Origin of the sequence: Catellatospora sp. TT07R-123, assembly GCF_018327705.1 — a bacterium.
Lineage (GTDB): Bacteria > Actinomycetota > Actinomycetes > Mycobacteriales > Micromonosporaceae > Catellatospora.
Window position 1 is genome coordinate 848,666 of sequence record NZ_BNEM01000001.1, and the last position, 23,530, is coordinate 872,195.

At 70.5% G+C, this 23,530-nt stretch carries 16 protein-coding genes; 7 read left to right on the forward strand and 9 right to left on the reverse strand.

The window, feature by feature from the left end; translation table 11 throughout:
• Positions 1-38 precede the first annotated feature (38 nt).
• A complete protein-coding gene (locus tag Cs7R123_RS03615) occupies positions 39-1,574 on the reverse strand; it encodes a stealth family protein (RefSeq protein WP_212823387.1) in 1,536 nt (511 codons plus the stop codon).
• Between the two features lie 491 nt (positions 1,575-2,065).
• Here Cs7R123_RS03615 and Cs7R123_RS03620 point away from each other — a divergent pair, with 491 nt between their 5' ends.
• Genes Cs7R123_RS03620 through Cs7R123_RS03635 form a run of 4 tightly spaced genes read left to right on the forward strand, consistent with a single transcriptional unit; the run spans position 2,066 to position 5,137 of the window.
• Complete coding sequence (locus Cs7R123_RS03620) at positions 2,066-2,620, forward strand: phosphatase PAP2 family protein (RefSeq protein WP_212823388.1); 555 nt, start codon at positions 2,066-2,068, stop codon at positions 2,618-2,620.
• Complete coding sequence (locus tag Cs7R123_RS03625) at positions 2,617-3,237, forward strand: DedA family protein (protein WP_212823390.1); 621 nt, start codon at positions 2,617-2,619, stop codon at positions 3,235-3,237. Before Cs7R123_RS03620 ends, Cs7R123_RS03625 begins: the two co-directional genes overlap by 4 nt.
• 14 nt (positions 3,238-3,251) lie before the next feature.
• Positions 3,252-4,361, forward strand: coding sequence for a glycosyltransferase (locus Cs7R123_RS03630; RefSeq protein ID WP_212823391.1), 1,110 nt, complete (start codon positions 3,252-3,254; stop codon positions 4,359-4,361).
• Entirely contained in the window at positions 4,358-5,137 is a 780-nt protein-coding gene (locus Cs7R123_RS03635; protein WP_212823392.1) for a polysaccharide deacetylase family protein, read from the forward strand. The genes Cs7R123_RS03630 and Cs7R123_RS03635 overlap by 4 nt, the downstream gene beginning before the upstream one ends.
• A 32-nt stretch (positions 5,138-5,169) precedes the next feature.
• On the opposite strand, the gene Cs7R123_RS03640 is transcribed toward Cs7R123_RS03635, so the two are convergent.
• From Cs7R123_RS03640 to Cs7R123_RS03650, 3 genes are all read right to left on the reverse strand, one after another.
• Entirely contained in the window at positions 5,170-5,820 is a 651-nt protein-coding gene (locus Cs7R123_RS03640; RefSeq protein WP_212823393.1) for a hypothetical protein, read from the reverse strand.
• Positions 5,817-6,128: a hypothetical protein gene (locus tag Cs7R123_RS03645; protein WP_212823394.1), complete on the reverse strand. Its 312-nt coding sequence runs from the start codon at positions 6,126-6,128 to the stop codon at positions 5,817-5,819. Before Cs7R123_RS03645 ends, Cs7R123_RS03640 begins: the two co-directional genes overlap by 4 nt.
• Positions 6,129-6,277: 149 nt before the next feature.
• Positions 6,278-7,171, reverse strand: a complete 894-nt coding sequence (locus tag Cs7R123_RS03650) for a M56 family metallopeptidase (RefSeq protein WP_212823395.1) — start codon at positions 7,169-7,171, stop codon at positions 6,278-6,280.
• A 178-nt stretch (positions 7,172-7,349) separates the two neighbouring features.
• Here Cs7R123_RS03650 and Cs7R123_RS03655 point away from each other — a divergent pair, with 178 nt between their 5' ends.
• Positions 7,350-8,273: a mycothiol acetyltransferase gene (locus tag Cs7R123_RS03655; protein ID WP_244871594.1), complete on the forward strand. Its 924-nt coding sequence runs from the start codon at positions 7,350-7,352 to the stop codon at positions 8,271-8,273.
• 179 nt (positions 8,274-8,452) lie between these two features.
• Here Cs7R123_RS03655 and Cs7R123_RS03660 read toward each other — a convergent pair whose 3' ends face one another.
• The 3 genes from Cs7R123_RS03660 to Cs7R123_RS03670 form a co-directional block, all read right to left on the reverse strand.
• Positions 8,453-11,278, reverse strand: a complete 2,826-nt coding sequence (locus Cs7R123_RS03660; protein ID WP_212823396.1) for a hypothetical protein — start codon at positions 11,276-11,278, stop codon at positions 8,453-8,455.
• 72 nt (positions 11,279-11,350) lie between these two features.
• Entirely contained in the window at positions 11,351-14,722 is a 3,372-nt protein-coding gene (locus Cs7R123_RS03665; protein ID WP_212823398.1) for a discoidin domain-containing protein, read from the reverse strand.
• 486 nt (positions 14,723-15,208) lie between these two features.
• On the reverse strand, positions 15,209-15,691 hold the full coding sequence (locus Cs7R123_RS03670; RefSeq protein WP_212823400.1) for a PH domain-containing protein: 483 nt from the start codon (positions 15,689-15,691) through the stop codon (positions 15,209-15,211).
• Positions 15,692-15,868: 177 nt separating this feature from the next.
• On the opposite strand from Cs7R123_RS03670, the gene Cs7R123_RS03675 reads away from it, so the two are divergent.
• Entirely contained in the window at positions 15,869-16,618 is a 750-nt protein-coding gene (locus Cs7R123_RS03675; RefSeq protein ID WP_212823402.1) for an alpha/beta hydrolase, read from the forward strand.
• Between the two features lie 177 nt (positions 16,619-16,795).
• Here the strand turns inward: Cs7R123_RS03675 and Cs7R123_RS03680 are convergent, their stop codons facing one another.
• Positions 16,796-18,052 carry a hypothetical protein gene (locus Cs7R123_RS03680; protein WP_212823403.1) on the reverse strand — a complete coding sequence of 419 codons (1,257 nt, stop codon included), beginning with the start codon at positions 18,050-18,052 and terminating at the stop codon, positions 16,796-16,798.
• 127 nt (positions 18,053-18,179) lie between these two features.
• Complete coding sequence (locus Cs7R123_RS03685) at positions 18,180-22,055, reverse strand: ThuA domain-containing protein (protein WP_212823404.1); 3,876 nt, start codon at positions 22,053-22,055, stop codon at positions 18,180-18,182.
• 665 nt (positions 22,056-22,720) lie between these two features.
• Between Cs7R123_RS03685 and Cs7R123_RS03690 the strand changes: the two genes are divergently transcribed.
• Positions 22,721-23,530 carry a thioesterase II family protein gene (locus Cs7R123_RS03690; protein WP_244871595.1) on the forward strand — a complete coding sequence of 270 codons (810 nt, stop codon included), beginning with the start codon at positions 22,721-22,723 and terminating at the stop codon, positions 23,528-23,530.

A 23,530-nucleotide genomic window follows, 5' to 3' on the forward strand; every position in this document is an offset into this window, starting at 1 on the left:
GGCCGTGTCAGCCGGCGCCGCACCCACTGGCGTGGCGGTCACATTCGCGGGCTCGTGCGGTGGTGGTCGGGCAGTTCCCACGGTGCGGCAACCGGAAAGTAGCTGTTGAGGAACCGCGCCAGCAACTGCGCGCGGTGGCGGCGTTCGACCAGGGTGCCTTCGTCGTCATTGATGCAGAACACGTCCATCGCGCGGCGGCTCGACAGCCGATGCAGCCGGTCAGCGATGTCGACGGCCGCGAGGTTGACGTAGCCGCTGGTGATACGTCCGATGGCCGCCCGGCCGGTGGCCAGGGCGTAGTAGTGGTAGGCCGAGGACGGCAGTGAGACGTCTGCGGGATCGCGGAACTGGTTCGCGGCGGTGGTCTCCAGCGGGGCCGCGTAGCGCCGCTGCATCTCGACCAGCACGTCACGGCGCAGTGGATGCGGCACGTGCTTCATCTTGTACGTCAGGTACCAGCCGAAGTCCCGCATGATCAAGTCCCGGTTGTTCTTGCCGGCTGCGGTCGAGGCAAGATCGTGCGGGTCGACGGGTCCCGGCTCGACTTTGCCTCGGGACGGGAACAGCTTGGAGAGCCCGTTGGGCTGGAAGAAGACGCCAGGGGTCAGCGGCCGGCCGAGGAACACGTCGTCGTTGAAGTACAGGAAGTGGTCGGACAGACCGTCGATGCGGTGCAGTTGCGTTTCGATGGCGTGGGAGTTGAACGTCGGCAGCCGCCCGCGGTCGCCGAACAGCTCCTTGTGGCTCACGACAGTGACCTGGTCCTGCCCCGGGGCGAGCCACCGGGGCACCTGGTCGTCGGTAACCAGCCAGATCCGGCGTACCCACGGGGCGTACAGGTGCAGCGAGCGCAGCGAGTAGCGCAGTTCGTCGTGGTTGCCGAAGCGGGACGCGTCGGTGGCCTGAGCAACTGTGGGGCGTTGGTGCTCGGTCAATGCCGCCCGCTGGCGGGCTTGCCAGACGGGGTCGGTGTCGTCGACCCAGGTGTAGACGACATCGATCGGAAAACAGATGTCGTCGAGCAGCAGCCCGGCGAACTCGGTGCGGGTGCGGCGTTGGACGTGGTCTTCGGATGGCGCAAGCAGGCGCGTGAATACATGGTCACGGAGGGTGATCGGCTGGTCGGCGGCGGGCACGGTGTCGGCGACCCGGTTCGGACGCGGTGCCCGCAACGTCCCGTGATCGGTCGGGCTCCAGACTTCGAGGTCGCAGCCGTGCTGTGGGCCGAGCAGCAGACGGCCGGTGGGCTCGGTGAGGTATTCGGTGCAGCGGATGACGCGGTGGGCGGCCAGTAGCCGCCAGATGTGGTTGGAGGTGGCGGGCAGCGGGTCGCCCTGCATGCCGTCGTCTGTCACGGGCGCGACGAAGATCGGCTGCTGCAGGGCCAGGCGGCGCAAGGCGCGCAGGACCGCCCTTCGCGACTCGGAGCTGATGCCGACTGCTGAGGTGCGGTCGTCCAGGGGCCGAACACAGAAGTGGTCCACGCCCGCTTCTCGAACCACCGACAGCACAGTGTTGAGCGCCAGTTCCCGTGCTGACAGCGGAGTCGCATCAGCGGTGAGGCGGGCGGGCACCGTCCACCGGTCGAGGCTGACACGGCGCAGCGCCGGGTTGCTGTAGCGCAGTGCGAGGTGCCAGTCGACGGCCCGGCTGGTCCAGCGTTGCGCCGGTCGGTCGCCGAGCCCGATGTGGGCCAGGAGCAGGTCCATGAGTCTGCGGGACAGGCCGACGAGTGCTCTGCGGACGCTGCCTGGCCCGCGGGTGGCACGCGACCGAGATTCAACGGCCGCTGCCGGCGAACCCTCGTCGCTACCGATATTCGACACTGATATCACTTCCAGCCCGTAAGGCCGCTATAGGACCTAAGTCATGAATAGTTGCATCCGACCTACACGCTGTAGGAGTTTCCGCGGCGACACGCCCAAGGCCGCAGGTACCTCGATCAGAGCCGGAGGATCGGTGACCGGCGTCGTCGCAGGTCGGGGTGGCCTGAACGTTCTTCAACGCTTTCTCAGCCGGCGGTTCCTACGGTGACGGCAAACAGCGAGGAAGCAGGTGGCACGACATGAACTACGAGTTGTTCGCGTTCGTCAACGGATGGGCCGGACGCTCCAGCGGCCTGGACGCCGTCGCGAGGTTCACCGCTTCCACCGCCATCTACCTGCTGTTCGCGACCGCGGCCCTGATATGCGTACACGCCGCCCGGCAACGCAGGCATCGGCAGCTCACACTCGTCGGCGCGACCCTGGCCATCGCGTTCGTCGCGGCCACGGCCGTGTCCGGCCTGAGCCACGAGCTGCGGCCGTTCCAGACCCACCACGTGCAGCAGCTGATCCCGCACGAACCCGGGGTGTCGATGCCCAGCGATCACGCCACCGCCGCGTTCACCATCGCCGCGGCCATCTCGGTCTTCCTGTACCGGATGTGGGCTGTGCCGCTGACGATCGTGGCCGTGGCGATCGGTGCGGCCCGCGTCTACGCCGGGGTGCACTACCCGTCCGACATCGCCGTGGCGGCGCTGATCGCCGCGGCGGCGACCGCGGCCGTGGCGACCACCGACCACCTGTACCGGCGCCGCGCCGGCGCACTCACGCAGACCACCGCAGGAGCAGCCCGGTGACGCCGAGTTTCCTCGACCCGCAGCACCTCATCGCCGTGTTCGGCCTGGCCGGGATCCTCGCGATCGTGTTCGCCGAGTCCGGGCTGCTGATCGGGTTCTTCCTGCCCGGCGACTCGCTGCTGTTCACCACCGGCCTGCTCGTCGCCGCCGGGACGTACCTGCACCTGCCGCTGTGGGTGGTGTGCGCGGCGATCGCGGCGGCGGCCATCGCCGGGGACCAGGCCGGCTACCTGTTCGGGCGACGGGTCGGTCCGGCGCTGTTCCGGCGCCCGGACGCCCGGCTGTTCCGGCAGCAGCACCTGCAACGCGCCCAGGAGTTCTTCACCCGCCATGGCGGACGTTCCATCGTGCTGGCCCGCTTCGTGCCGATCGTGCGGACGTTCGCCCCGATCGTCGCCGGAGCGGCGGCGATGCCCTACCGCACGTTCCTCGTCTACAACATCATCGGCGGAGTGCTGTGGGGATGCGGCGTCACGACCGCCGGCTACCTCCTCGGCCAGCTGCCGTTCGTCGCAGCGCACATCGAGGTGATCCTGGTGGGCATCGTCGCGTTGTCACTGCTCCCGGTGGCCGTGGAACTGCTGCGCGCCCGCCGCCGGGCCGTGGCCGACCAGTGATGGAGTGCGCCCCCGTGCCTTTCGACCTTGACGGAAGCCGGATCCTGATCGTGTCGGCGAGCGTCGGCGCAGGCCACAACGGCGCCGCCAAGCAGCTCGCCGCCCGGCTACGCGAACGCGGCAGCCATGTCGTGATCAGCGACCTGCTGGAGCTGCTTCCCGACCGTGGACGCTGGACCAACCACCTCTACAGCACGCAGCTGCGGTTCGCGCCACGCAGCTGGGGTGCGCTGCTGCGCCTGCTGCACGACCCGGCCCTGCGCCACCTCACGGTGGCGGCGATGACCGCCGCCACCGGCACGGCACTGGCGGCGCTGTCCAAGGGCCATGACCTGGTCGTGTCCACCTATCCGCTGGCCAGCCAGGTCCTCGGGCGCCTGCGCGTCCTCGGCTCCCTCAACGCGCCGGTGGTCACCTACCTGTGCGACCCTGCGGTGCACCCGCTCTGGATCGCCCCCGGTGTCGACGCCCACCTGGCCCTGCACCCCGACACCGCATACCGAGCAATGAGCCACGGAGCCCGGCAGGTGTCGGTCTGCCGTCCAGCGGTCGACCCCGCGTTCCAGCCGGCCGACCCGGCCGGTCGCCGCGAGGTCCGCCGCCGGCTCGGTCTGCCGGACGCACCGATCGCGCTCGTGGTCGGCGGCTCATGGGGCGTCGGGCGGCTGGCCGCGACGGCCCGGGACGTCGCCGCCACCGGCGCGGCGGTCCCCGTCGTCGCGTGCGGCGGCAACCACGCGCTGCGCCGACGCCTGCGAGCCGAAGGTATCGGTATCGCCGTGGGTTGGACCGATCAGATGCCCGACCTGATGCGTGCCGCCGACGTTCTCATCCACAACGCCGGCGGCCTCACCTGCCATGAGGCCGTGGCCAGCGCCACCCCGATGATCACCTATCGGGCGCTGCCGGGCCACGGCGCCGACAACGCCGCAGCGCTGCGCGACAGTGGCCTGTCTCCCTGGCCGCAGAACCGGGACCAGTTGCGCACCGTGCTCACGTCGGCGCTTCGACGCGACCGCCGCCCCGACGTCGGGTTCTGCGCGCCGCCTCCTGCGGACCTGCTCGCCCGGTACGCCACGGCTGCCCGGCCAGCCGAACCCGCCACCGCCGGGGCCGGCCGGTGAAGGGCAGGGTCCTCACCGCCGCGACGGCGGCAGCGGCTGCGGTAGTCGGCTGGCATGCGCTGCCCGCTGTCACCTCCGTCGCCCCGGTGCGGGTGTTGACGCCTCGGCTGGCCGGACGCGGCCACCCGAGCAGCGTCGCGCTCACCTTCGACGACGGCCCCCATCCACTGGCCACTCCCCTGCTGCTGGACCTGCTCGACCGATACCAGATCAAGGCGACGTTCTTCCTTCTCGGCGTCGAGGTCCTACGGGCGCCTGAGGTCGCCGCCGCCATCGCGGCAGCGGGCCACGAGGTCGCCGTACACGGCCACACCCACCGCTGTCTGCTGGCCCGCACGCCCGCCGCCACCCTGGACGACATCCGGCTCGGTCGCGACATCGTCACCGAGGCCACCGGCGCCACCCCGACGTGGTACCGGCCGCCATACGGGGTGCTGACCACCGCCGCGCTGACCGGTGCCACTCGGCTGGGGCTGCGGCCGGTGCTGTGGACCGGCTGGGGTCGCGACTGGACCAGCCACGCCACGGGCGAGTCCGTTTACCGGACAGCCGTCCGCAACCTTCGTGGCGGAGCCACGCTGCTACTGCACGACAGCGACGCCACCTCCGCACCGGGCTCGTGGCGGGCCACTCTGGCCGCACTGCCGCGGCTGATCGAGTTCGCGCAGACACGCCACCTGACGTTCGCCACGCTCTCCGCGCACGGCATCGACCGCGTCCGGGCAGAACCATCCGGCGGCGTCTCGGTGCGGCACCGCCCGCCCTCGCCCCGGTAGCAGACCCGGGCCACGTCTGCGTCACTGCTCTGTCAGCTGTCGTGGACGTTGAGCGTGGCACGGGCGCCACGTATCGCGACGACGGCCACGCCGGCGACGAGCACCAGACTCGCGCACAGCGTCGCGAGCCGGTCATCCGACGGCTGCGCCGGCCATATCCACGGCGACGACAGGGTTGGTCCATGCCAGCGCGTGTACAGGGCGTACACCGACACGACGAGGTAGGCGACGGGCCCGGTCCAGGCGAGTGCACCGCCGAGCAGCCCGGCGCACAGCAGTCCGATGCCGGTCAGTCCGATCAGGTTCCGTGTCAGTTCCAGGGTTCCGCCTGCCAGGTGGGTGCCGATGGCAGCGGTCGCCAGGACCCCGGCCGCCGCGGCGGTCAGGCCCACGACGGTGACCAGCCGCAACAGCGGCAGCCGCGGCCCGACGGCTCGTTCGGGTTCGCCGAAAGGGCTGGCTGTGGTGACGGCGATCATCGTGGCGCATGCGGTTTCGAAGACCAGGGGAAGCTGCCGGGCACCGTAGGCGGTCCAGGTCCAGTGCAGCGCGATCCGCAGTGCGATCGCGCTGATGACGATGCCGGCGACGGCGGCCGGGATGCGGCGGCTGGCCAGGTACAGCCGGGTCAGCCGCAGAACGCTGCCGTGACGTGGGGCGGGGCGGGCGGCTGCGGTGGTCACGGCAGGTCCGTGAGGGTGAGCTGTCCGGCGCGCAGCGCGGTGACGTGCTGCATGAGCCAGTCGTGGCGGGCCTGGTCGGGTAGCGCGGCGAAGCGTCGGGCTGCTGCTGCTTCCGGGCTATCGGGTGGCAGTGTCGAGGTCCCGAGGACGGCTTCGGTGACGGCGGCCTGCGCGGCGGTCGTCTCTCGGCCGCCGCCGACGACACTGCTGAGGTTGTCACGTTGCGCGCCGGGTCGTCGGGAAGGAGGCCTCGGCGGGCGGCGAAGCGGAGGCGACAGGTCGTTGCCGCCGCCGGGGCATACTGCCATACACGGATTGATGTCGATACCAGTCGATGCCACACGGCCTGCCGCGGTCCCGACCGGCCGGACCGTCGCCACACACCTCGACGAGCAAGTCCGGTGGCCGGTCGACGCGCCCTACCGAGCTGCGGCGTCGCGCTCGGGCGAGGCCTGCGTCACAAGATCATTGCGAGCCAGGCTGCGGCCACCCGGGTGAAGTCGACCATGGCCAACGACGCCGCGACCAGCAGCGTCGCCGCCGGCACAGCCAGGATGACCAGCGGCTGCCAGCGGTTGGTCCGGCGCGGGTGCTGCATGGCCGTGACCCGCTCCACCGCCCCGGAACCGGACATTCCCAGCGCCGGTGCGGTAGCAGCCCGACGGCTGGCCAGCGACGCCTTCGCCACCGCAGTCGCGACGAGGTGCCGGTCTCCGACCGCGGCGGCGGCGTCCTCGTCGGCCCACCGCTCCACGAGATGGCACACCAGTGGCGGCACTCGGCGCTGGAGCGGGTTGACCGCCGCTGACCAGGTCACGGCGGTCACCCATCGGTGGTGGCGCCGGTCCAGGTGGGCGTTCTCGTGCGCGAACAGCACCCGCCGCTCAGCGGCGTCCAGCACCTGAAGCATCCCCGTCGTCACGAGGATGTGACCGGGTCGACCCGGCACGGCCACCGCGAACGGTTCAGACATGTCCGCCACGACCAGCCCCGCCCGCGGTTGTCCCACTGCCCTCAGCTGACGCAGGATGCGCCGCTGAGCACGTATCTCACGGATGAGGCGCACGGCACCGAACGCCAGCAGCAGTGCCGCCGACAGGGCGATCATGCCTGGCACCGGCTTGGGCAGTCCGAGCTCGGGGCGGTGGTCGAAGGCTCCCAGCGGCGGCAGGTCGTCGAGCAGAGTCAGTGCCAGCAGAGCCAGGCAGCAGACGGTCGCTGCGGAAGTCGTCACCACTGCGGCGGTGATGGTCCGGGCCGCAGCTGCCGGTGCCGTGCGTCGGGCGACGTACCGGGCCGCATAGGGCAGCAGCGCCGACACCAGGATCGGCAGGTAGACCCACAGCCTCATGACTTCGCCCGCCGCAGCACGGACAGCAGTCTACGCGGCCTGGCCGGCGCCTGGTTCGGCCTGCGCCCGGCGCTGCTCGCCTGCGCCTGCCTGGCGTTCACCGCACTACTTCCCTGCTGGCTGCTCCCGTCCGCACCCTGCGCGCCCTGCCCACCCTCGATGAAGTAGGAATCTGACTGTGCTGACAATCCGTACCGCCCTTCCCGACGAGATACCCGCGCTGACGACCTTTCCGGACGACGACGAACGCAACACGTCGACCGCCGCGTACCTGTCCGGCCTGCTGGAGAGCGGCTGCACCCGACCGGAGTGGTGCCTGGTCGCCGAGCGCGACGGCCGCCTGACCGGCAACGTGGTGCTGTGGACCGTGCCCGGCCGCACGGTGCCGATGGACATCGTGCTGCTGGAACCCGGCGACCCGGACACCGGCGAGGCGCTGCTGGCGTACGCCGCCGAGCAGGCCCGCGAGCTGGGCGCGCAGACCCAGGGACACGTCCTGGACAGCCCGGCCCAGGCTCCCCAGTTCCAGCGGGATCCGCAACTGCGCGAGAAGCTGCTCGCCGACGCCGGGTTCACCCTCGCCCGCGACGGCTGCCGGTTCCGGTGGACCGCAGGCGACCCGATGCCGGCCCAAGACGAGCGGCTGCACTGGCGTTCCCTGGCCGACCTGGGTGAGACGCCGTTCGTGGAGCTGCTCGCCGACACCTTCACCGACACCCAGGACTCGATCTTCCAGGCCGAGATCGCCCAGCACGGCCTGCGCGGCGCGGCCGAACGCAACATCGCCGACATGCTCGAGATGGACCACCGGCCCGGCTGGTACGAGATCGGCTACGACGCGGCGGACACGCCCGTGGCGATCAGCATGCCGGCGCGTACGCCCACCGCCGCGGTCATCGGCCTCGTCGCCGTCGCGAGGATCGGCCGCGGTCAGGGCTACGCCACCAGCGTGGTCGCCCGAGGCACCCAGGTGCTCGTCGACGGCGGGGCCGAGGAGATCCGCGGCGACTGCGACGCCGGCAACATCGCCATGTTCAAAGCGTTCCAGCGCGCGGAATACCGCAACTTCGCCAACCGGAAGATGTTCACCCGCCCGCTGTGAGCCGTCGGCAGGCCCATGGGCTCGCCCGCCCGCAGGGTGCCTGATCAACCGAGTCCCGGTCACCGTCGCCTGAGCGACGGACGGCTCCTGCCCGCCGGAGATGGTTCCGGGGGCAGGAGCCGTCCGTCCAGACCTCCCTGTCCGCATGAATTCCGCGGCAGGTGGTCCGGCCCTGCCTGCTAACCGACCAGGTAGCAGGCCTTGGCTACCCCGAACATGGGGTCGTTGCCCATCGCGGTGCTGGTGCAGGGTGCGCTGCCGGTGAACGAGCGGTACACGTAGCGGCCGTTGGCGCCGTACGCCACGGTCTGAAACCCGCTGAACGTGCAGGTGCCGTTCTCGGCGGCGCAGACGTTCGAATAGCCGCCGGGCGGGCCCGACCTGGTGTAGCACGATTTCACCGTGCCCGGCAGCGGGTCACCGAACAGGGTGTTGCCGCAGGTCACCGACCCGGTGGCGGGGGTGTGGGCGAACGCGCCGTTCGCGCCGTACGCGATCGGCTGCCCGATCGTCGCCGCGCAGACGGCGTTCTCGGCGGCGCAGGCGGTCCAGCCGGCGGCCGGGCCGCCTGCCGGGGGCAGGTAGCACTGCTTGGCGGCGCCCGGCAGCGGATCGCCGAAGATCGCGGCGGTGCAGGCGGTGCCGCCTGAGCGCAGCGCGTAGCCGAACGCACCGTTCGCGCCGAACGCCACCCGGCGGGTGCCGGTGAAGGCGCACGTGCCCCCCTCGGCCGCGCACGAGGTCCAGCCGCTCGGGCCGCCGACCGGGGCGACGAAGCAGGACTTCAGCACCCCGTACGCCGGATCGGGGCCGATCGCCGCGCCCGTGCACGCCGTACCGTTGGTGACGGTCTTGTAGGTGTAGGAGCCCGCGCCGAACGCGACCACCCGGGTGCCGGTGAAGGAGCAGGTCGAGGACTCGACCGCACAAAGGGTGAACCCGGCCGGCAGCTCGGCGGGCACGCCGACCCCGGTCACGACCAGGTCATACGTGCCGGCGCCGACGCCGGTGAGGTAGACGTAGCCGGCGTCCTGGCTGCCGCCGGTGATGCCCGGCCGGGCGGTGAAGGTGCCGTTGTCCCAGACCGTCGCGCCGTTGACGCTCACCACGATGTTTGCGCCGCCCAGTTTGGGAACCCCGATGACGCCGGTGGTGCCGGCCGGGCTGACCAGGTGTGAGACGAAGGTGCCGGCCGCGACGTCGCGCGACCAGGACGCGTCGAGCGCGCCCTGCGGCAGGGTGATCCGGCCCTCCACGCTGGTCAGGTCGCCCGGGTGCGGCACGAACCGGTACCCGCCGACCTTGGGATCGGGCGACAGGCCCAGCACGTCGAAGGTCAGCGCCGAGGTGGGGCCGGTCGCCCAGCCGTGTGCCAGGCTCAGGTACGAACCGCCGTAGTCGAACGTGCCGTCGGCCTTGAAGCCCTCCCAGAAGGTGCTCTTCGTGCCGATCGGGCTGTCGAGCATGTAGCCCCACTCCCGGCGGATCAGGTCCAGGCCCTTCTGGTCGTTGCCCGCCGTGAACTGCGCGTGCACCTCCATCGAGCCGGGGAAGGTGCCGATGTTGCCGCCCTTCTCCGGGGTCACCGCGCCGAAGGCGTTCCAGCGCGAGGTCAGGTTGCCGGCGATCGCGGTGGCCTTGGCGGGGGTGTCGGTCAGGCCGTACCAGACGGCGAGGGAGTTGCCGTCCTGCGGGTAGAGCGTGCTGCCCGGGTTGTCGCGGTACAGCTCCACGGCCGGGTTCCACAGCAGCGAGTTGGCCGCCGCCTTCAGCGTGGCGGCCTTGCCGCTGTAGCCGGCGGCAAGGGTGGTGTCGCCCTCCACGGTGGCCAGCTGCGCGCCGCCGAGCAGCGCGGCGTAGAGGATGGCGTTGGCCGCGATGTTCTGGCCGCCCTGGTTGCTGCGCGCCCAGTCGTTGGCTCCGGTCACGTTCAGCAGCCCGTTGCCGCCGATCTTGTTCGTGATGAAGGCCATGCCGAGCTTGTACCTGCCCCAGACCGAGTCCAGCCAGGTCTTGTCGGCGGTGTAGGAGTAGTACAGCGAGGTGCCGAGCAGGGACCAGGTGTGGTAGGTGTCCGAGCCGTAGAAGTTGACCTGCGGGCCGGCGTAGGGCAGCTCGCCCGACGCGGTCTGCGCGTTGAACATCGTCTGCAGCGAGTTGCGGGTGGACACCATGTCGTTGGTGGACACGTACGCCGTCGGCACCGAGATACCCATGTCGCCGGGCCACACCGTCCGGTCGCGCTTGGCGCCGTCGGTCAGGACGCTGGCCCCGACGCCGATGGAGGCGCCGTTGTTCCAGCCGGTGCCCGGCGGGCCCCATACCCGGCCCTGGTCGGGGGCGATGGTGTTGGTCTGCACGGTGTAGGCGCCCGCGTACCAGATGCGGTTGAGCAGGGTGTCGTTGGAGTAGAAGTAGTTCGGGTAGGCGCTCGGGTCGACCATCGACGGCACCGGGCTGAACTGCAACGACACCCGGTACAGGTCCACCCAGCCGGGGGTGTTCAGGAAGACGGTCAGGTAGCGGAAGCCGCCGCGCAGCTTCGCCGCCGGCATCGTGTAGGTGCCGTTGGCGGGCGCGGCGCCGAAGATCGCGCCGTCGGCGCCGCTGCCGCCGTTGCTGGCGTCGCTGTTGCTCCCGACGTACAGCGAGGATTCGCTGAACGCCAGCCCCACCTGCTGGTTGGCGTCGCTGGTGGCGTGGAAGGACAGGGTTGTCAGGCCGCCGACCTCCTTGCCGAAGTCGAGCACGATCGCCGAGCCCGTCCCGGACAGCCGGGTGTTCTGCTGCGACAGCACGTTCTGCGGACTGGTCACGGTGCCGGTGGTGCTGTACAGGGCCACCGGGGCCAGGGTGCGGGAGGTGGGGGCGTAGTTCAGGGCGGACAGCGTGGCGGCGGGCGGGTCGGCGAGCGCGGGCGACGTCGGGCCCGTCCCCGTGGTGAGCGCCACCAGCAGCGCGGATGCCGCCCAGGCGCGCGCCGAGCGGTGCAATGGTCTAGGCATCGACTGCCTCCGAGGTGTCGGGAGTGTCCTGCACGGTGTGTCGCATGGGTGCCTTCCTGCCTGGTCGGCGCGTCAGCCGACGCGCAGTTCGGCCAGTTGCAGCCGGTAGCGGGTCGGTTCGTCGACCGCGGGCGTGCCCAGCCGGGTGACGAAGACCCGCACGTAGCGGGCGGTGGTGGTGGTCAGCGCGTACTGCTGCGCCGCGCCGTTGGGGTTGGCCTGCCCGCTGACGGTGCGCACGGTGGTGTAGGTCCCGCTGCCCGAGGCCCTGGTCGCGATGGTGAAGTCGACCGGGAAGCCCGCGGTGCCGCCGCCGGAGGCGGCGGTGTCGGTGCGCGGGAACAGGGTCAGTGCCGAGATCGGGCGGTCCACGCCCAGGTCCAGCTCGACCCATACCCCGCCGACGGCCGGGCCGGGGAACTCGTTGCTGGTGTAGCCCTTCGCCCCGCCGACGCTGGTGGTGGTGCCGTCGAAGACGAACGCCCGATTCCAGTCGCCGTTCTCCAGCACGTCGCTGACGGTGACCACGGTGCGGGCAGGCGGTACGGCGAGTTCGGCCAGCTGCAACCGGTAGTAGACGCCGGCTTCGTCGTGCGCGGGCGCGCCGAGCCGGGTGACCTGCACCCGCAGGTAGCGGGCCCGGGTCGGGGTGAAGCCGTACGTCTGCGCCGCCCCGTTCGGGTTGGCCTGCCCGGTCACCGTACGGACCGTCGTGTAGGAGCCGGCGCCGGCGGCCTTGGCCTGGATGGTGAAGTCGACCGGGAAACCGGGGGTCCCCCCGCCGGTGGCGGTGGTGTCGGTGCGCGGGAACAGCCGCAGCGCGTCCAGGTCGGTGTCGGCGCCCAGGTCGACCTCGACCCAGACCGGTGCGCCGCTGACGTCCGGGTTCAGGGTGTAGTCGCTGGTGTATCCGCGTGAGCCGGCGACGCTGTTCAGCGTGCCGTCGGTCAGCTTCGCCCGGCCCCAGTCGCCGTTCTCCAGCGAGTTGCTGCTGCTGACCGCCTTGCCCTGGGCGATGTTGCCCGCGCCGGGGACGGTGCCGCCGGTGCCGGTCTCGCCGAAGGTCCAGGTGCCCGGCGCGGCGGTGAAGTAGACGAAACCGGCGTCGCTGCGCTGGTAGCTCAGCCCGGCCACGCTGCCGGTGGCCGCGCCGCCGGTGTAGACGGTGGTGCCGTTGGCGGTGATGGTCACCGCGCTCATGCCGAGCTTCGGCACGCCGATGGTGGCCGTGGTCCCGGCCGGAGAGACCACCTTCAGGCTCGCCTGGGTGCCCGACGGGCGGTTCAGCTCGACGTCGATGGTCCCCTTCACCGTCGGGACGGCCACGTCGAGCGAGGTGAACCCGCCGACCTGCGGGGTGACCTGGTAGGCGCTGTATCCGGGCTGGGTGGGCCGGACGCCGGCCGCGTAGGCGGAGAGCACGTACAGCGGGCCGCCGTTCCAGGCGTGGTTGTCGGTGCCGCCGCCGCCCTTGCTCCACAGCTCCCACAGCGTGTAGCCGGGGTCGCTGACCTGCGAGGCGTAGCGTGAGCGCATCCGGGCCTCGGCCGCGGCCGGGTCGCCCATCAGGTAGAGCGCCTCCAGTACGTAGAACTCCAGGTACGGGCTGGCGTTGCGGTGGGCGCCGAGCACGTTCACGATCGCCGGGTACGTCGTCGGGTCGGCCAGCCCGGCCACCACGGCCAGGGCGTTGCCGCGGTCGTCGGTGTCGCCGCCGTACCCGGGCGAGCGGTACTCCCCCACGCCCGCGTTCCACAGCACCCGGTTGAAGTTGTTCGCGATGCTGGTGCGCCGGGCCTGCAGGCCCGCGACGTCACCGGTGTTGCCGGTCAGCTGGGCCAGCTTGACGGCGGTGTCCAGGGCCAGGTAGTACCAGGCGTTGTCGAGCACCCGGGCGTCGATGTCGGCGCCCCAGTCCTCCCAGTCCCAGTTGCCGGCCCGGTGGTTGACCAGCCCGTCGGCGTCCAGCGTCCACAGGTTCAGGTACTTCTTGACCTCCGGGTAGGCGTCGCCCACCGTCGTGGCGTCGCCGGTGTAGGTGTAGAACGTCCACAGCGACCAGACGGAGGCGAGCATCTGCGTGGGCAGCTCGCTGTTCCAGCTGCCGGCCGGCACCGGGGAGTAGAGCTCGCCGCCGGTCTTCTGCCAGGCGGTCAGCTCGTTGATGGCCTTGCGGCCCAGATCCTGCGAGCGGGTGTCGAAGGTGTAGAAGCCCTCTTTGAGCTGGTTGACCACGTCGCCCCACCACTGGGCGCGTTCCCGCGTCGGGCAGTCGAAGTAGTTGTCGCGCATGTTCAGGTACATGGTGCGCGCGGCCTTGGCCCACAGCGTGTTGAAGAACGCGTCGTTGCTGGCGAAGGAGCCGGTCATGTCGGTGTCGTAGCCGCTCTCCCGGTACTGCAGCGCCACGATGGTGACCCCGGCCGGGACGGTGTACTCGACGGCGGTGCCGCTCATCCAGCCGAGCGCCTCGAACTCCTGCACGCCGCCGGTGGTGACGTAGCTGGCCCGGACGTTGGCCTCGCCGCCGTCGTTGTAGTGGTCGGTGCGCATCCCGATGGTCAGACCGGCCGGGGCGTTCACCTTGAGGTAGGGCGTGACCTGGAGGTTGGAGGGCAGCGTGGCGCTGATGGTGGCGCCGTTGCCCTGGGCCGGCAGCGAGGCGTTGTTGGTGTAGGCGCGCAGCGCGCTGAACCGGAACGCCGGGATGGGCCGCTTGACCAGCGCGTTCCACGGCGCGGCACCGGCCGCGCCCCGGTCGGTCGCGGCGGCCCAGGAGGTGTCGGCGAAGGAGCCGGCCTGCCAGTTGGCCATCGCGGCGGCGTTGCGGGCGTCGTAGTAGACGTTGGATTCCGGCAGCCGGTAGTTAGGCTGGGTGCCGGTGGTCTCGTGCTGGTAGCCGGGGTGGTTCACCGCCCGCCAGGAGCTGTCGCTGATCACCCGGGTGGTCGCGCCGCCCACCACGATGTCGGACTGCACGAGCAGTCCGCCCTGGCCGCTGCTGTTGTGCGAGAAGCCGTTCTTGCCGAAGTTCCAGGCCAGGATCGCGATGGTGTTGCGCCCGCCGGTCAGGTAGGGCGCGAGGTCCTTCTCGTCGTAGTAGGTGTCGGTGGGATTGGGGCCGCGCTTGAGGCCGCCCTCGAAGGTGACGAGCGTGCCGTTGACCCACAGCCAGTACTTCGAGTCGACCGCGATGCTGGTCAGCGCCGAGCTGGGAGCGGCGGTCAGGTCGACGGTGCGGCGGAAGGCGACCCACTGGTCGGCGCTGCTGGACGAGGTCCAGATCCAGCGCGCGCCGGTGCCGAAGCCCGCGGCCGCCTGTACGCCGGCCGGCTGAGCCGATTGAGCTGCGGCAGCGGTGGCGCCGGACAGTGCCGCCCCGCCGAGCAGGAGCGCGCTGACGAGTAAGGAAAGGACACGGACGGGGCGGTGCCGGCGGACCATCGGAACGACCTCCAGGATGGCGGAGCAGCGAGTGGCGAATGAAACGTTTCAATTCGAATGTCGTTTCACCCCTGTTACCAGTGCGTCAAAGCTAGGGTCCGGACTGCTTGCTGTCAACGGCTTCCGACACGGTCCTATGTGTCCTGAGCTGCGTACCGGCCATAGGCCGCAGTGCGGGAACTGCGGCTGAACCCGCCGCAGCCTGCGGTCGCCGAAGCTGCAAGAACGATTCAGCGGTCAGTCGGGACGGCTCAGCCGTGCACCCGCGACTCGGCCCGCCCACGCCGTACGCGGGCGTATTGGCACGGCCGTGCCCGGCACGTCGCCGCCGCACCGGCTTTCGCTTTCGCTCCCCACACCACCGCAGGACTGCCTCGTGATCACACTGACGCTCGCCGAGATCGCCGAAGCTGCCGGCGGCGTCCTCTGATTCTCGGGCACGCGACACCCCGCCAAGGCGGTCCAGGGCTGTCGGCCTAGCCGAGATCAGGCGGGCCTGCGTCCTATGGCCGACCGGTGCATGTCGCGCAATCGCTCGATGAGTTGCTGGTACCTGTGCTGCACCAGCATTGGCGCGTACGGATCGATGGCGGCGGCTCTGAGTTGCACGCAGGTGGTGACGACCCGTCCGTCTGTGGTGTGGAACCGAACACTCTTCGAGCCGCCGCGTTCCAGACCGTCGTCCACGCGCTCGATCTCGTCCCAGCGGAGCGAGACACTCCTGATAAGGCCTTTGACGCAGACCCCAGTGCGGTCGGTGTAAAGCCCTTCCCTCGCAAGCGACCACAGCAACGCGGTGAAGCAGACGGTGACGAGCGGCACCAGCCATACACCGGCGCCGCTCACACCGTAGGTGACCACGGCGTAGGCTGCCGACACGGGCAACATCACCACCAGTGGATACAACCAGTAGATGCGCCAGTCGAAGTACGGGCGGTGTCGTCGAGGCATCGACCGGAACTCCTTCATGGCAAATCGGCGGTCCCATACTGCACCACACGCGCCAGTGCAACGACCCAGCAATGGCACGGCGCCGCAGATGTGGAATGCGCGGGCACCGCCGACCAGAGATGGCACCGTGGCTGAGAACCTGGCGTATCCCGCCGGTGCTGCGGCATTCGGTGGGATACGCCAGAATGGTCTTCCATGACCGAGACTCCCGGCCATCTGAAGCCCTTCGTCCTGTCACCGATCGAGCTGAAGCCCGAACGGACCGGAACGACCGACCTCTACCTGCCCGCCGGCGACGGCCCCTTCCCCGCCGTCGTGATCGTGCACGGCGGCCCCCTACCGCCCGACCTGCGCCCGACACCGCGCGACTGGCCCGTCTACCAGGGATACGGCTCCCTGCTCGCCTCCCTCGGCCTGGCGACCGCCCTCGTCGACCACCGGCTGTACGTGCTGCCCCAACCGGACGGCGTCGTGCTCGACTACCCGACAGCGGCAGAAGACGTCACCGACGCCGTCACGGCAGTGCGGACCGACCCGCGCGTGGACGGCGACCGGGTCGTGGTCTGGTTCTTCTCCGGCGGCGGCCTGCTCAGCGCCGACTGGCTGCGCAGACAGCCCGGCTGGCTGCGCGGGATCGCGCTGAGCTACCCGGCGCTCGCGCCGCTGCCCGGGTGGCCTGTCGACCCGCGGTTCCGGCCCGTCGAGGCAGTCGCCGAGACGGGCCCGACCCCGGCGCCCATCGTGCTCACCCGGGTGGGCCTGGAGTCCGAGCCCATCGCCGCATCGGTCGCGCAGTTCCTGGCCGCGGCGGCCGACGCCGGTGTCCCGGTGGAGATCATCGACGTGCCGAACGGGCACCACTCCTTCGACGTCCTCGACCACACCGACGAGTCCCGCGAGGCCGTGCGGCAGATGGCCACCCGGGTCGAGCAGCTGCTGAACTGAACCGAACAGGACGGCCGCAGCCGCAACGCCGCCACATTCCGCCGCATCGTCGAAGCACGGGCGCGGAACGTGCTGCGACAGGTCGCTTCGATCAGTGGTGCCACGGGAGGATCTCCGCCCGGCGGACGACACTGCGGTCCTACACCCGCCGTCCGGTCCGGGAGGAGATCCGGGCGGTCAGCCCAGGGACGTGAGCAGTGCGGTGAGCGCCTGCTCCTCCGCGGCCCGATCCGGAGAATTGGCCCGGACCGTCTTGAGTACCGCGTCGATGCGGCCGTCCAGGAAGGTCCAGGCGGTGTCGTCCATCGGTTGCAGCGTCGACTGGTCGTCGTCCCAGGCGGATTCGAGGTCGGTGACCCGCCCCCTCGCGCCTTCCTGGTCGCCGGAACCGAGCTTGTTCAGGGTGTCCTGGGCGATGGTGCGGAACCTCGCGACCTCCGCGGCCGGGAAGTGCGCAGTCGCCTGCTGGGGCGAGAGCTCCTGCGACGCCGGGGCACCGGACTCCTCCTCGCCGGCCGGTGCCGCATGCGGCTGCGCCGCCGCCCAGGTGAGAAGCAGACCGGCGGCGACCGTGACGGCGCCGAGATAGGCGAGCATCAGGCGCTCCCGGCGCGGGTCGGCGGTGACGGTCGGCGGGTCGGACTGCCGGTTCTCCTCGATGACGTCGCTGCGCGTCACGGAGAGGTAGACCACTGTCGCCAGAATCGCCGCCAGGAAGATCACACTGGTCAGAGCCGTGCCGAGACCGAGACCGTGGTCGGTCGACGGCATCGCCAGCCAGTCCCCCAGGTTCGCGCCGAGCGGACGGGTCAGGATGTACGCGAGCCAGAACGAGAGCACCGCGTTCGCGCCGGCCCGCCAGCCGATGACGACCGCGGCGATCAGCCCCAGTGGCAGCAGTACCGAGATGCCCGGCGCCCACCCGGTCAGCTCGAGCGTCCAGTCCCCGGCCGCCGTGCCCAACGCGAAGGTCACCAGCACGGCGAGCCAGTAGAACGCCTCACGCGGGACGGTCGCGATGCTGTGGATGGACAGGGTCCGTTCCCGGGCATACCAGATGCCGAACACGGCGGCGAGCGTTGCCGCGAAGACGCTGGTGCTCAGGGCGAGGGGCACCTGCAGGTCGTCGGTGAGGACGTCGGTGTAGAGCGTGCCGGTGATGCTGACCAGGACGACCGTGAGCCAGTACGCGACCGGCCGGTACCTGGTCAGCCGCATCTGCCAGAGCAGGACCACGGCCAGGACGGCAGTGAAGATCACCGACGTCATCTCCAGGCCGACGCCGAGCGTCATGTTGATCCAGTCCGCGAAGCTCTCCCCCACGGTGGTGCACAGGATCTTGATGATCCAGAACCACAGGGTGACCTCGGGGACCTTGTTCAGCAGCGTTCGCCCGGTCGCGGGCATGCGCTCACGCGTCGTAGTACCAGTCATTTCGCGGAGGCTAGGGCGCACGCGCTGAGTGCCGGCTGAGAAGGACGCAGCCGCCTTGCGCGTACGCGGGCCGGGCGCGGCGGACCGTCGTGGTCCGCCGCGCCCGGTGAGCTGCGGGCCTAAGCGGTCAGCTGTAGACCTCGAGCTCGAACAGCGAGTAGCCCCAGGCAGTACCGCGGGCCGTGCCGTAGATCCGCACGTACCGGCCGGTGCCGCCGAGAGCCGTGTTGTCGTCGACACCGCCGTCGCCGCCGGTGATGGTGCGCACCGTGGTCCAGGTCGTGCCGTTGGCCGAGGTCTGGATCTGGTACGCCGAACCGTACGCCGCCTCCCAGGTCAACTTCACCCGGTTGATCGCATACGACTGACCCAGATCGACCTGGATCCACTGCGGATCGGCGAACGCGCTGCCCCACCGCGTGGTCACCGACCCGTCCACCGCCGCCGACGCCGTGAAGGCGCCCTCGACGCTGGACGCCGTGGCCGGCTTGTTCAGGGCGAGGTTGGTCGCCGTCGGCGGCGGGCCGCTGTCGCCGTAGACCTCGAACTCGAACAGCGAGTAGCCGTAGGCGGTGCCGCGGGCCGTGCCGTTGATCCGCACGTACCGGCCGGTGCCCGTCAGTCCCGTGTTGTCGTCGACGCCGCCGTCGCCGCCGGTCACCGTACGCACCGTGGTCCAGGTCGTGCCGTCGGCCGAGGTCTGGATCTGGTACGCCGAACCGTACGCCGCCTCCCAGGTCAACTTCACCCGGTTGATCGCATACGACTGACCCAGGTCGACCTGGATCCACTGCGGATCGCTGAACGCGCTGCCCCACCGCGTGGACAGCGAACCGTCCACCGCCGCCGACGCCGTGAACGCCCCTTCCACACTCGACGCCGTCGCCGGACGGTTCAGCGCGAGGTTGGTCCCTGTCGGCGGCTGGGTGCCGCCGGAGGTGAAGGTGAAGTCGTCGATGTCGAACAGCGAGCCGGTGGCCGCGCCGGTGAACACCAGGTACAGCTGCTGCGTGCCGGCCGGCACGGTCACCGTGCCGGTCACGTCGGCCCAGGTCTCCCAACCGCCGGTCGGGGCGACCGGCACCGTGGACACGACCGTGCCCGTGGGCGAACCGGCCCGCACGGTCAGCGTGCCGCCGACCCCGGCCGAGGCCACCCGCGCCTTGAAACCGGTGACGCCGGTCAGGTTGTAGGGCGTGAAGGAGATCCAGTCCCCGTTCTCGATGTAGCCGACGGCGTTGCCGCCGTGGGCGCTGGCCTTGGCCGCGAGCTGGACACCGCTCATGGTGTTGTAGTGCTCGGCCTGCCGGGTGCGCGGCTGCAGCACGCCCTGGGCCTGGACCGCCGGCCCGGTCGGCGGGGTGTACACCGCGGCGAGCACCCCGAAGATGTTGGCTGCCGCGTCGTGCTCACCGTCGACCGTGGTCTGGATCGACCCGGTGCAACCGGTCTTGCTGGTGATGGGGTGTCCGTGGCTGTCGTGGCCCAGGACGTAGTTGACGACGACCCGGTTGCAGTCGACCGTGCCGACGTTCGGGTCGGTGACCCGCACCTCGTAGGGGACCAGGTCGCCGAACTGGAACACCGAGCCGTCGGGCGGGCCGATGATCTGGATGCTGGGCCGGCCGACGCCGACGACGATGCTGGCCGTCGAGATCCGGCCGCCGGTGTCGCGCACCGTCAGGGTCGCGGTGTACTCGCCGTTGGCCGGGTAGGTGAACGTCGGGTTGGCCGCGGTCGAGTCGGTGCTGCCGTTGCTGGTGAAGTCCCAGGCGTAGGTGATCGCGTCGCCGTCGGGGTCGTTGCTGCCGGCCGAGCTGAACTGCACGGTCAGCGGGGCCGCGCCGGTGGACGGGGTCGCCGAGGCCTGGGCGATCGGCGCCCGGTTGCCGCCGTTGTTGTACTCGATGCGGTAGAGGGCCGAGTTGGCGTCGCCGCCGAACCAGGTCGTGCCGTAGTCGAGCACGTACAGGGCGCCGTCCGGCCCGAACTCCAGGTCCATGATCGCGGTTCCGGACCAGGGCAGCGGGTCGATCGCACCGGCGGTGCCGTTGGCGTTGATCGTGACCGCTTTGATCCAGCGGCTGGTGAACTCGCCGATGATGGCCTTGCCGTTGTAGGAGGCCGGGAACTTCACGTCGGAGACCAGCGCCGGGTTGAAGTTGTAGACCGGGCCGCCCATCGGGCCGCCGCCGCCCAGCTCCGGCCGCCAGGGACCGGCACCGCCGTACGGCAGCCAGGCGGCCTGCGACGCCGGCAGGGTGGTGATGCCCGTGTTGTTGCGCGAGTTGTTCGTCGGCCCGCCGGCGCAGTTGAACAGGCCGGTCGACGGGCCGCTGGGGAACGTGTACTCGTTGTACGGGGTGTTGTAGTTCGAGCAGTACGGCCAGCCGAAGAAGCCCGGCGCGGTGATCCGCTCGAACGCCACCGTGCCCGCCGGGCCCCGGTTGGGGTCGGCGCCGCCGTCGGGGCCGTAGTCACCGAGGTAGACGACCCCGGTGGCCTTGTCGACGCTCATCCGGAACGGGTTGCGGAAGCCCATGGCGTACACCTCGGGCCTGGTGTTGGGCGTGCCCGGCGCGAACATGTTGCCGGCGGGAACGGTGTAGCCGCCGGTCGCACCCGGCTTGATCCGCAGCACCTTGCCCCGCAGGTCGTTGCTGTTGCTCGCGGTCCGCTGCGCGTCGAAGGCCGGGTTGCGGTCGGGCCGCTCGTCGATCGGCGCGGAGCCGCCCGAGTCGAACGGGTTGGTGTCGTCGCCGGTGGACAGGTACAGGTTGCCGGCGGCGTCGAAGTCGATGTCACCGCCGACGTGGCAGCACTGCCCCCGGCTGGTCGGCACGTCGAGGATGGTGACCAGCGACGCCGGGTCGATGGTGTAGTCGTCGCGCACGGTGAACCGGCCCAGCTTGTTGGAGCCGTTGAACGGGGCGAAGTCCGCCGCCGTGCCGGTCGCCGGGGAATCGCCGGCCGGGGTGCTCAGCGGGGGCGCGTAGTACAGGTACACCCACCGGTTGGTGGCGAAGTTCGGGTCGGCCTTGATGCTCTGCAGACCCTCCTCGTCGTGGCTGTAGACCTGCAGCGTCAGCGCGACCTTGGTGTTGCCGTTGACGTCGGTGTACCGGACGACGCCGTCGCGGGAGGTGTGCAGCACCCCGCGGTTCGGCAGCACCGTCAGGCCCATCGGCTCGCCCGTCTCGGCCGCGCCCTTGGCCAGGGTCACCTGGCTGAACGTGCCGGTGGGCGGGGCGACCGCGCAGTTGCCGGTGCCCTGCGCCGCGTAGCGGATGCCGCCGAGCAGGTGGGTGCGGAAGTTGGCCTCGCTGAAGCTCTCCTGGGTGTGGCCGAGGCCGGTGTACCAGGAGCGGCCGCCGTCGTAGGCACGGCACCACGAGATCGGGTGGTCGCCGCCCATGCTGCCACCGGTGTACGTGGACTCGTCCAGATTGGCCAGCACGTGCACCGACCCGCGCGGGTTGGTGCGGTAGTTGTACAGCTCGTCGGTGCGGCTCCAGCTCACCGGAATCCCGGCGGTGGACGGGTGGACGGTGTCCTCGATGCGCACCGTGACCGGCTGGATCGCCGGGTGGCTGGCGAAGTACGCGCCCACCAGGCCGCCGTACCAGGCCCAGTCGTATTCGGTGTCGGACGCGGCGTGCACGCCGAGGTAGCCGCCGCCGGCGCGGATGTAGCGCTCGAATGCGGCCTGCTGGGTGGCGTCGAGCACGTCGCCGGTGGTGGACAGCCAGATCACGGCCTTGAATCTGGCCAGGTTGGCGTCGTTGAACTGGGTGGCGTCCTCCGTCGCCTCGACGGCGAAGTTGTTGGCCGTGCCGAGCTGCTGGATCGCGGTGATGCCCACCGGGATCGAGTCGTGCCGGAACCCGGCCGTCTTGCTGAAGATCAGCACCGTGAAGTCAGGGGCGGCGTGCGCGGGGGCGGCGATGAAGCCGAGCCCGGCCAGCACGAGGGTGGCACAGAGCAGCACTCTGCGTAAGAACATGATCGGTTTGCACCTCTCCGGTAGGGAGAACAATGAAGACGTGCGCCGATCACGTCTGGACGTACAGCTGTCAGCCGCACCTTGGTTCGATGGGCCTCAGGGTGGATCGTGTCTCGATGGGTGGTGCCGCATCCGTCGGACAGAAGTGCCGGACGGTCGCCCCGCCGCAGTGTGATGGGCACCCTGTTCGATGCCGTGCCGGTGGCGGGGCACTCCGCGTCTCGCCGGAGTCGATGGGGTGCCGCGAACCGGACCGCCTTAAGCGGACTGCACGTCGTGGGCGTCCACAAGCGCGCCACGACTGAGGGGCCTGCGTGCCTTCACCTCCTCCCCGGTGCCACTCCGGGAGAGCGCTCTCCCCACAGTGCAGACAGTTAAGCAGACTCCCCCACCGTTGTGAAGGTTCATCACGTGCCGACCGTCGGGCTCCGACCCGGAGCGGGGTGGTCACCGCCACCGGCCGCGACCACCCCGTCCAGTTGCGCGGTCGCCTCAGCGCCGCCGAGCTATCGGGCCGACATCGGGGCGGGATCGGTCACAGAGCTGCGAGAGTCAGTGAACCTCGACGCGACAGGCCAACCGCAGGCAGCTGGATACGCACATTCTGGGATCCGCGATACGCACCCCTGGCAACACTCAGACTCACGATGATATGGTTCAATCCAGTGACAGTTGTCGATGTGTTTCCCGAGACAAAGGGTCATTCGGTGAAGGGATCGTTGGACGAGCGCTGGTTGCGCCGCTTCCGCGACAGTGACGATTGTAAAACCAAGGTGATCTGTTTTCCCCACGCCGGTGCCGTCGCGGGAGAATACCGCACGTGGCCAGCGGGACTGCCGTCCGACATCGGCGTCATGGCCGTCCGGTATCCAGGCCGGGAAGAGCGGTTCGACGATCCGTTTCCGCCCCGGCTGGAAGCCCTCGCGGATGACATCGCCGACGCGCTCAGCGAACTGGCACGGCAGCGAGTGGTGCTGTTCGGGCACTGCTTCGGCGCCACGGTGGCGCACGAGGTGGCCCTACGCCTGCAAGAGCAGGGAAGCCCGCCGGCCGCCCTGTGCGTGTCCGGCACCCGGCCGCCGCACGCGCTGGCCGGCCGCCCCACCATCCCCAGCTCGGACGAGGACATCATCGCGCATGTCATGAGCCTGGACGCCGGCCGCGCCGCGGCCCTCGTCGATCCCTTCCTGAGGGAGGCCGTGCTTCCCGCCGTCCGCGGCGACTACCACCTGGTGGGCGGCTATTCCGGTGGCTCGCGACCGGCACTCGCCTGCCCGATCTACGCCTACGCCGGTGACGCCGACCCCGAATTGACACCGGCGGAGATGCAGGGCTGGGCGGACATGACGCGTGGCGGCTTCCGGTTCCGGGTGCTGCCCGGCGGGCATTTCTACCTGAAACCCGAAGAGGCCACGCTGCTCGCGGATCTGCGAAACGTGTTGGACGTCGTCAGAACCGGCACGACGGCCTCCTGA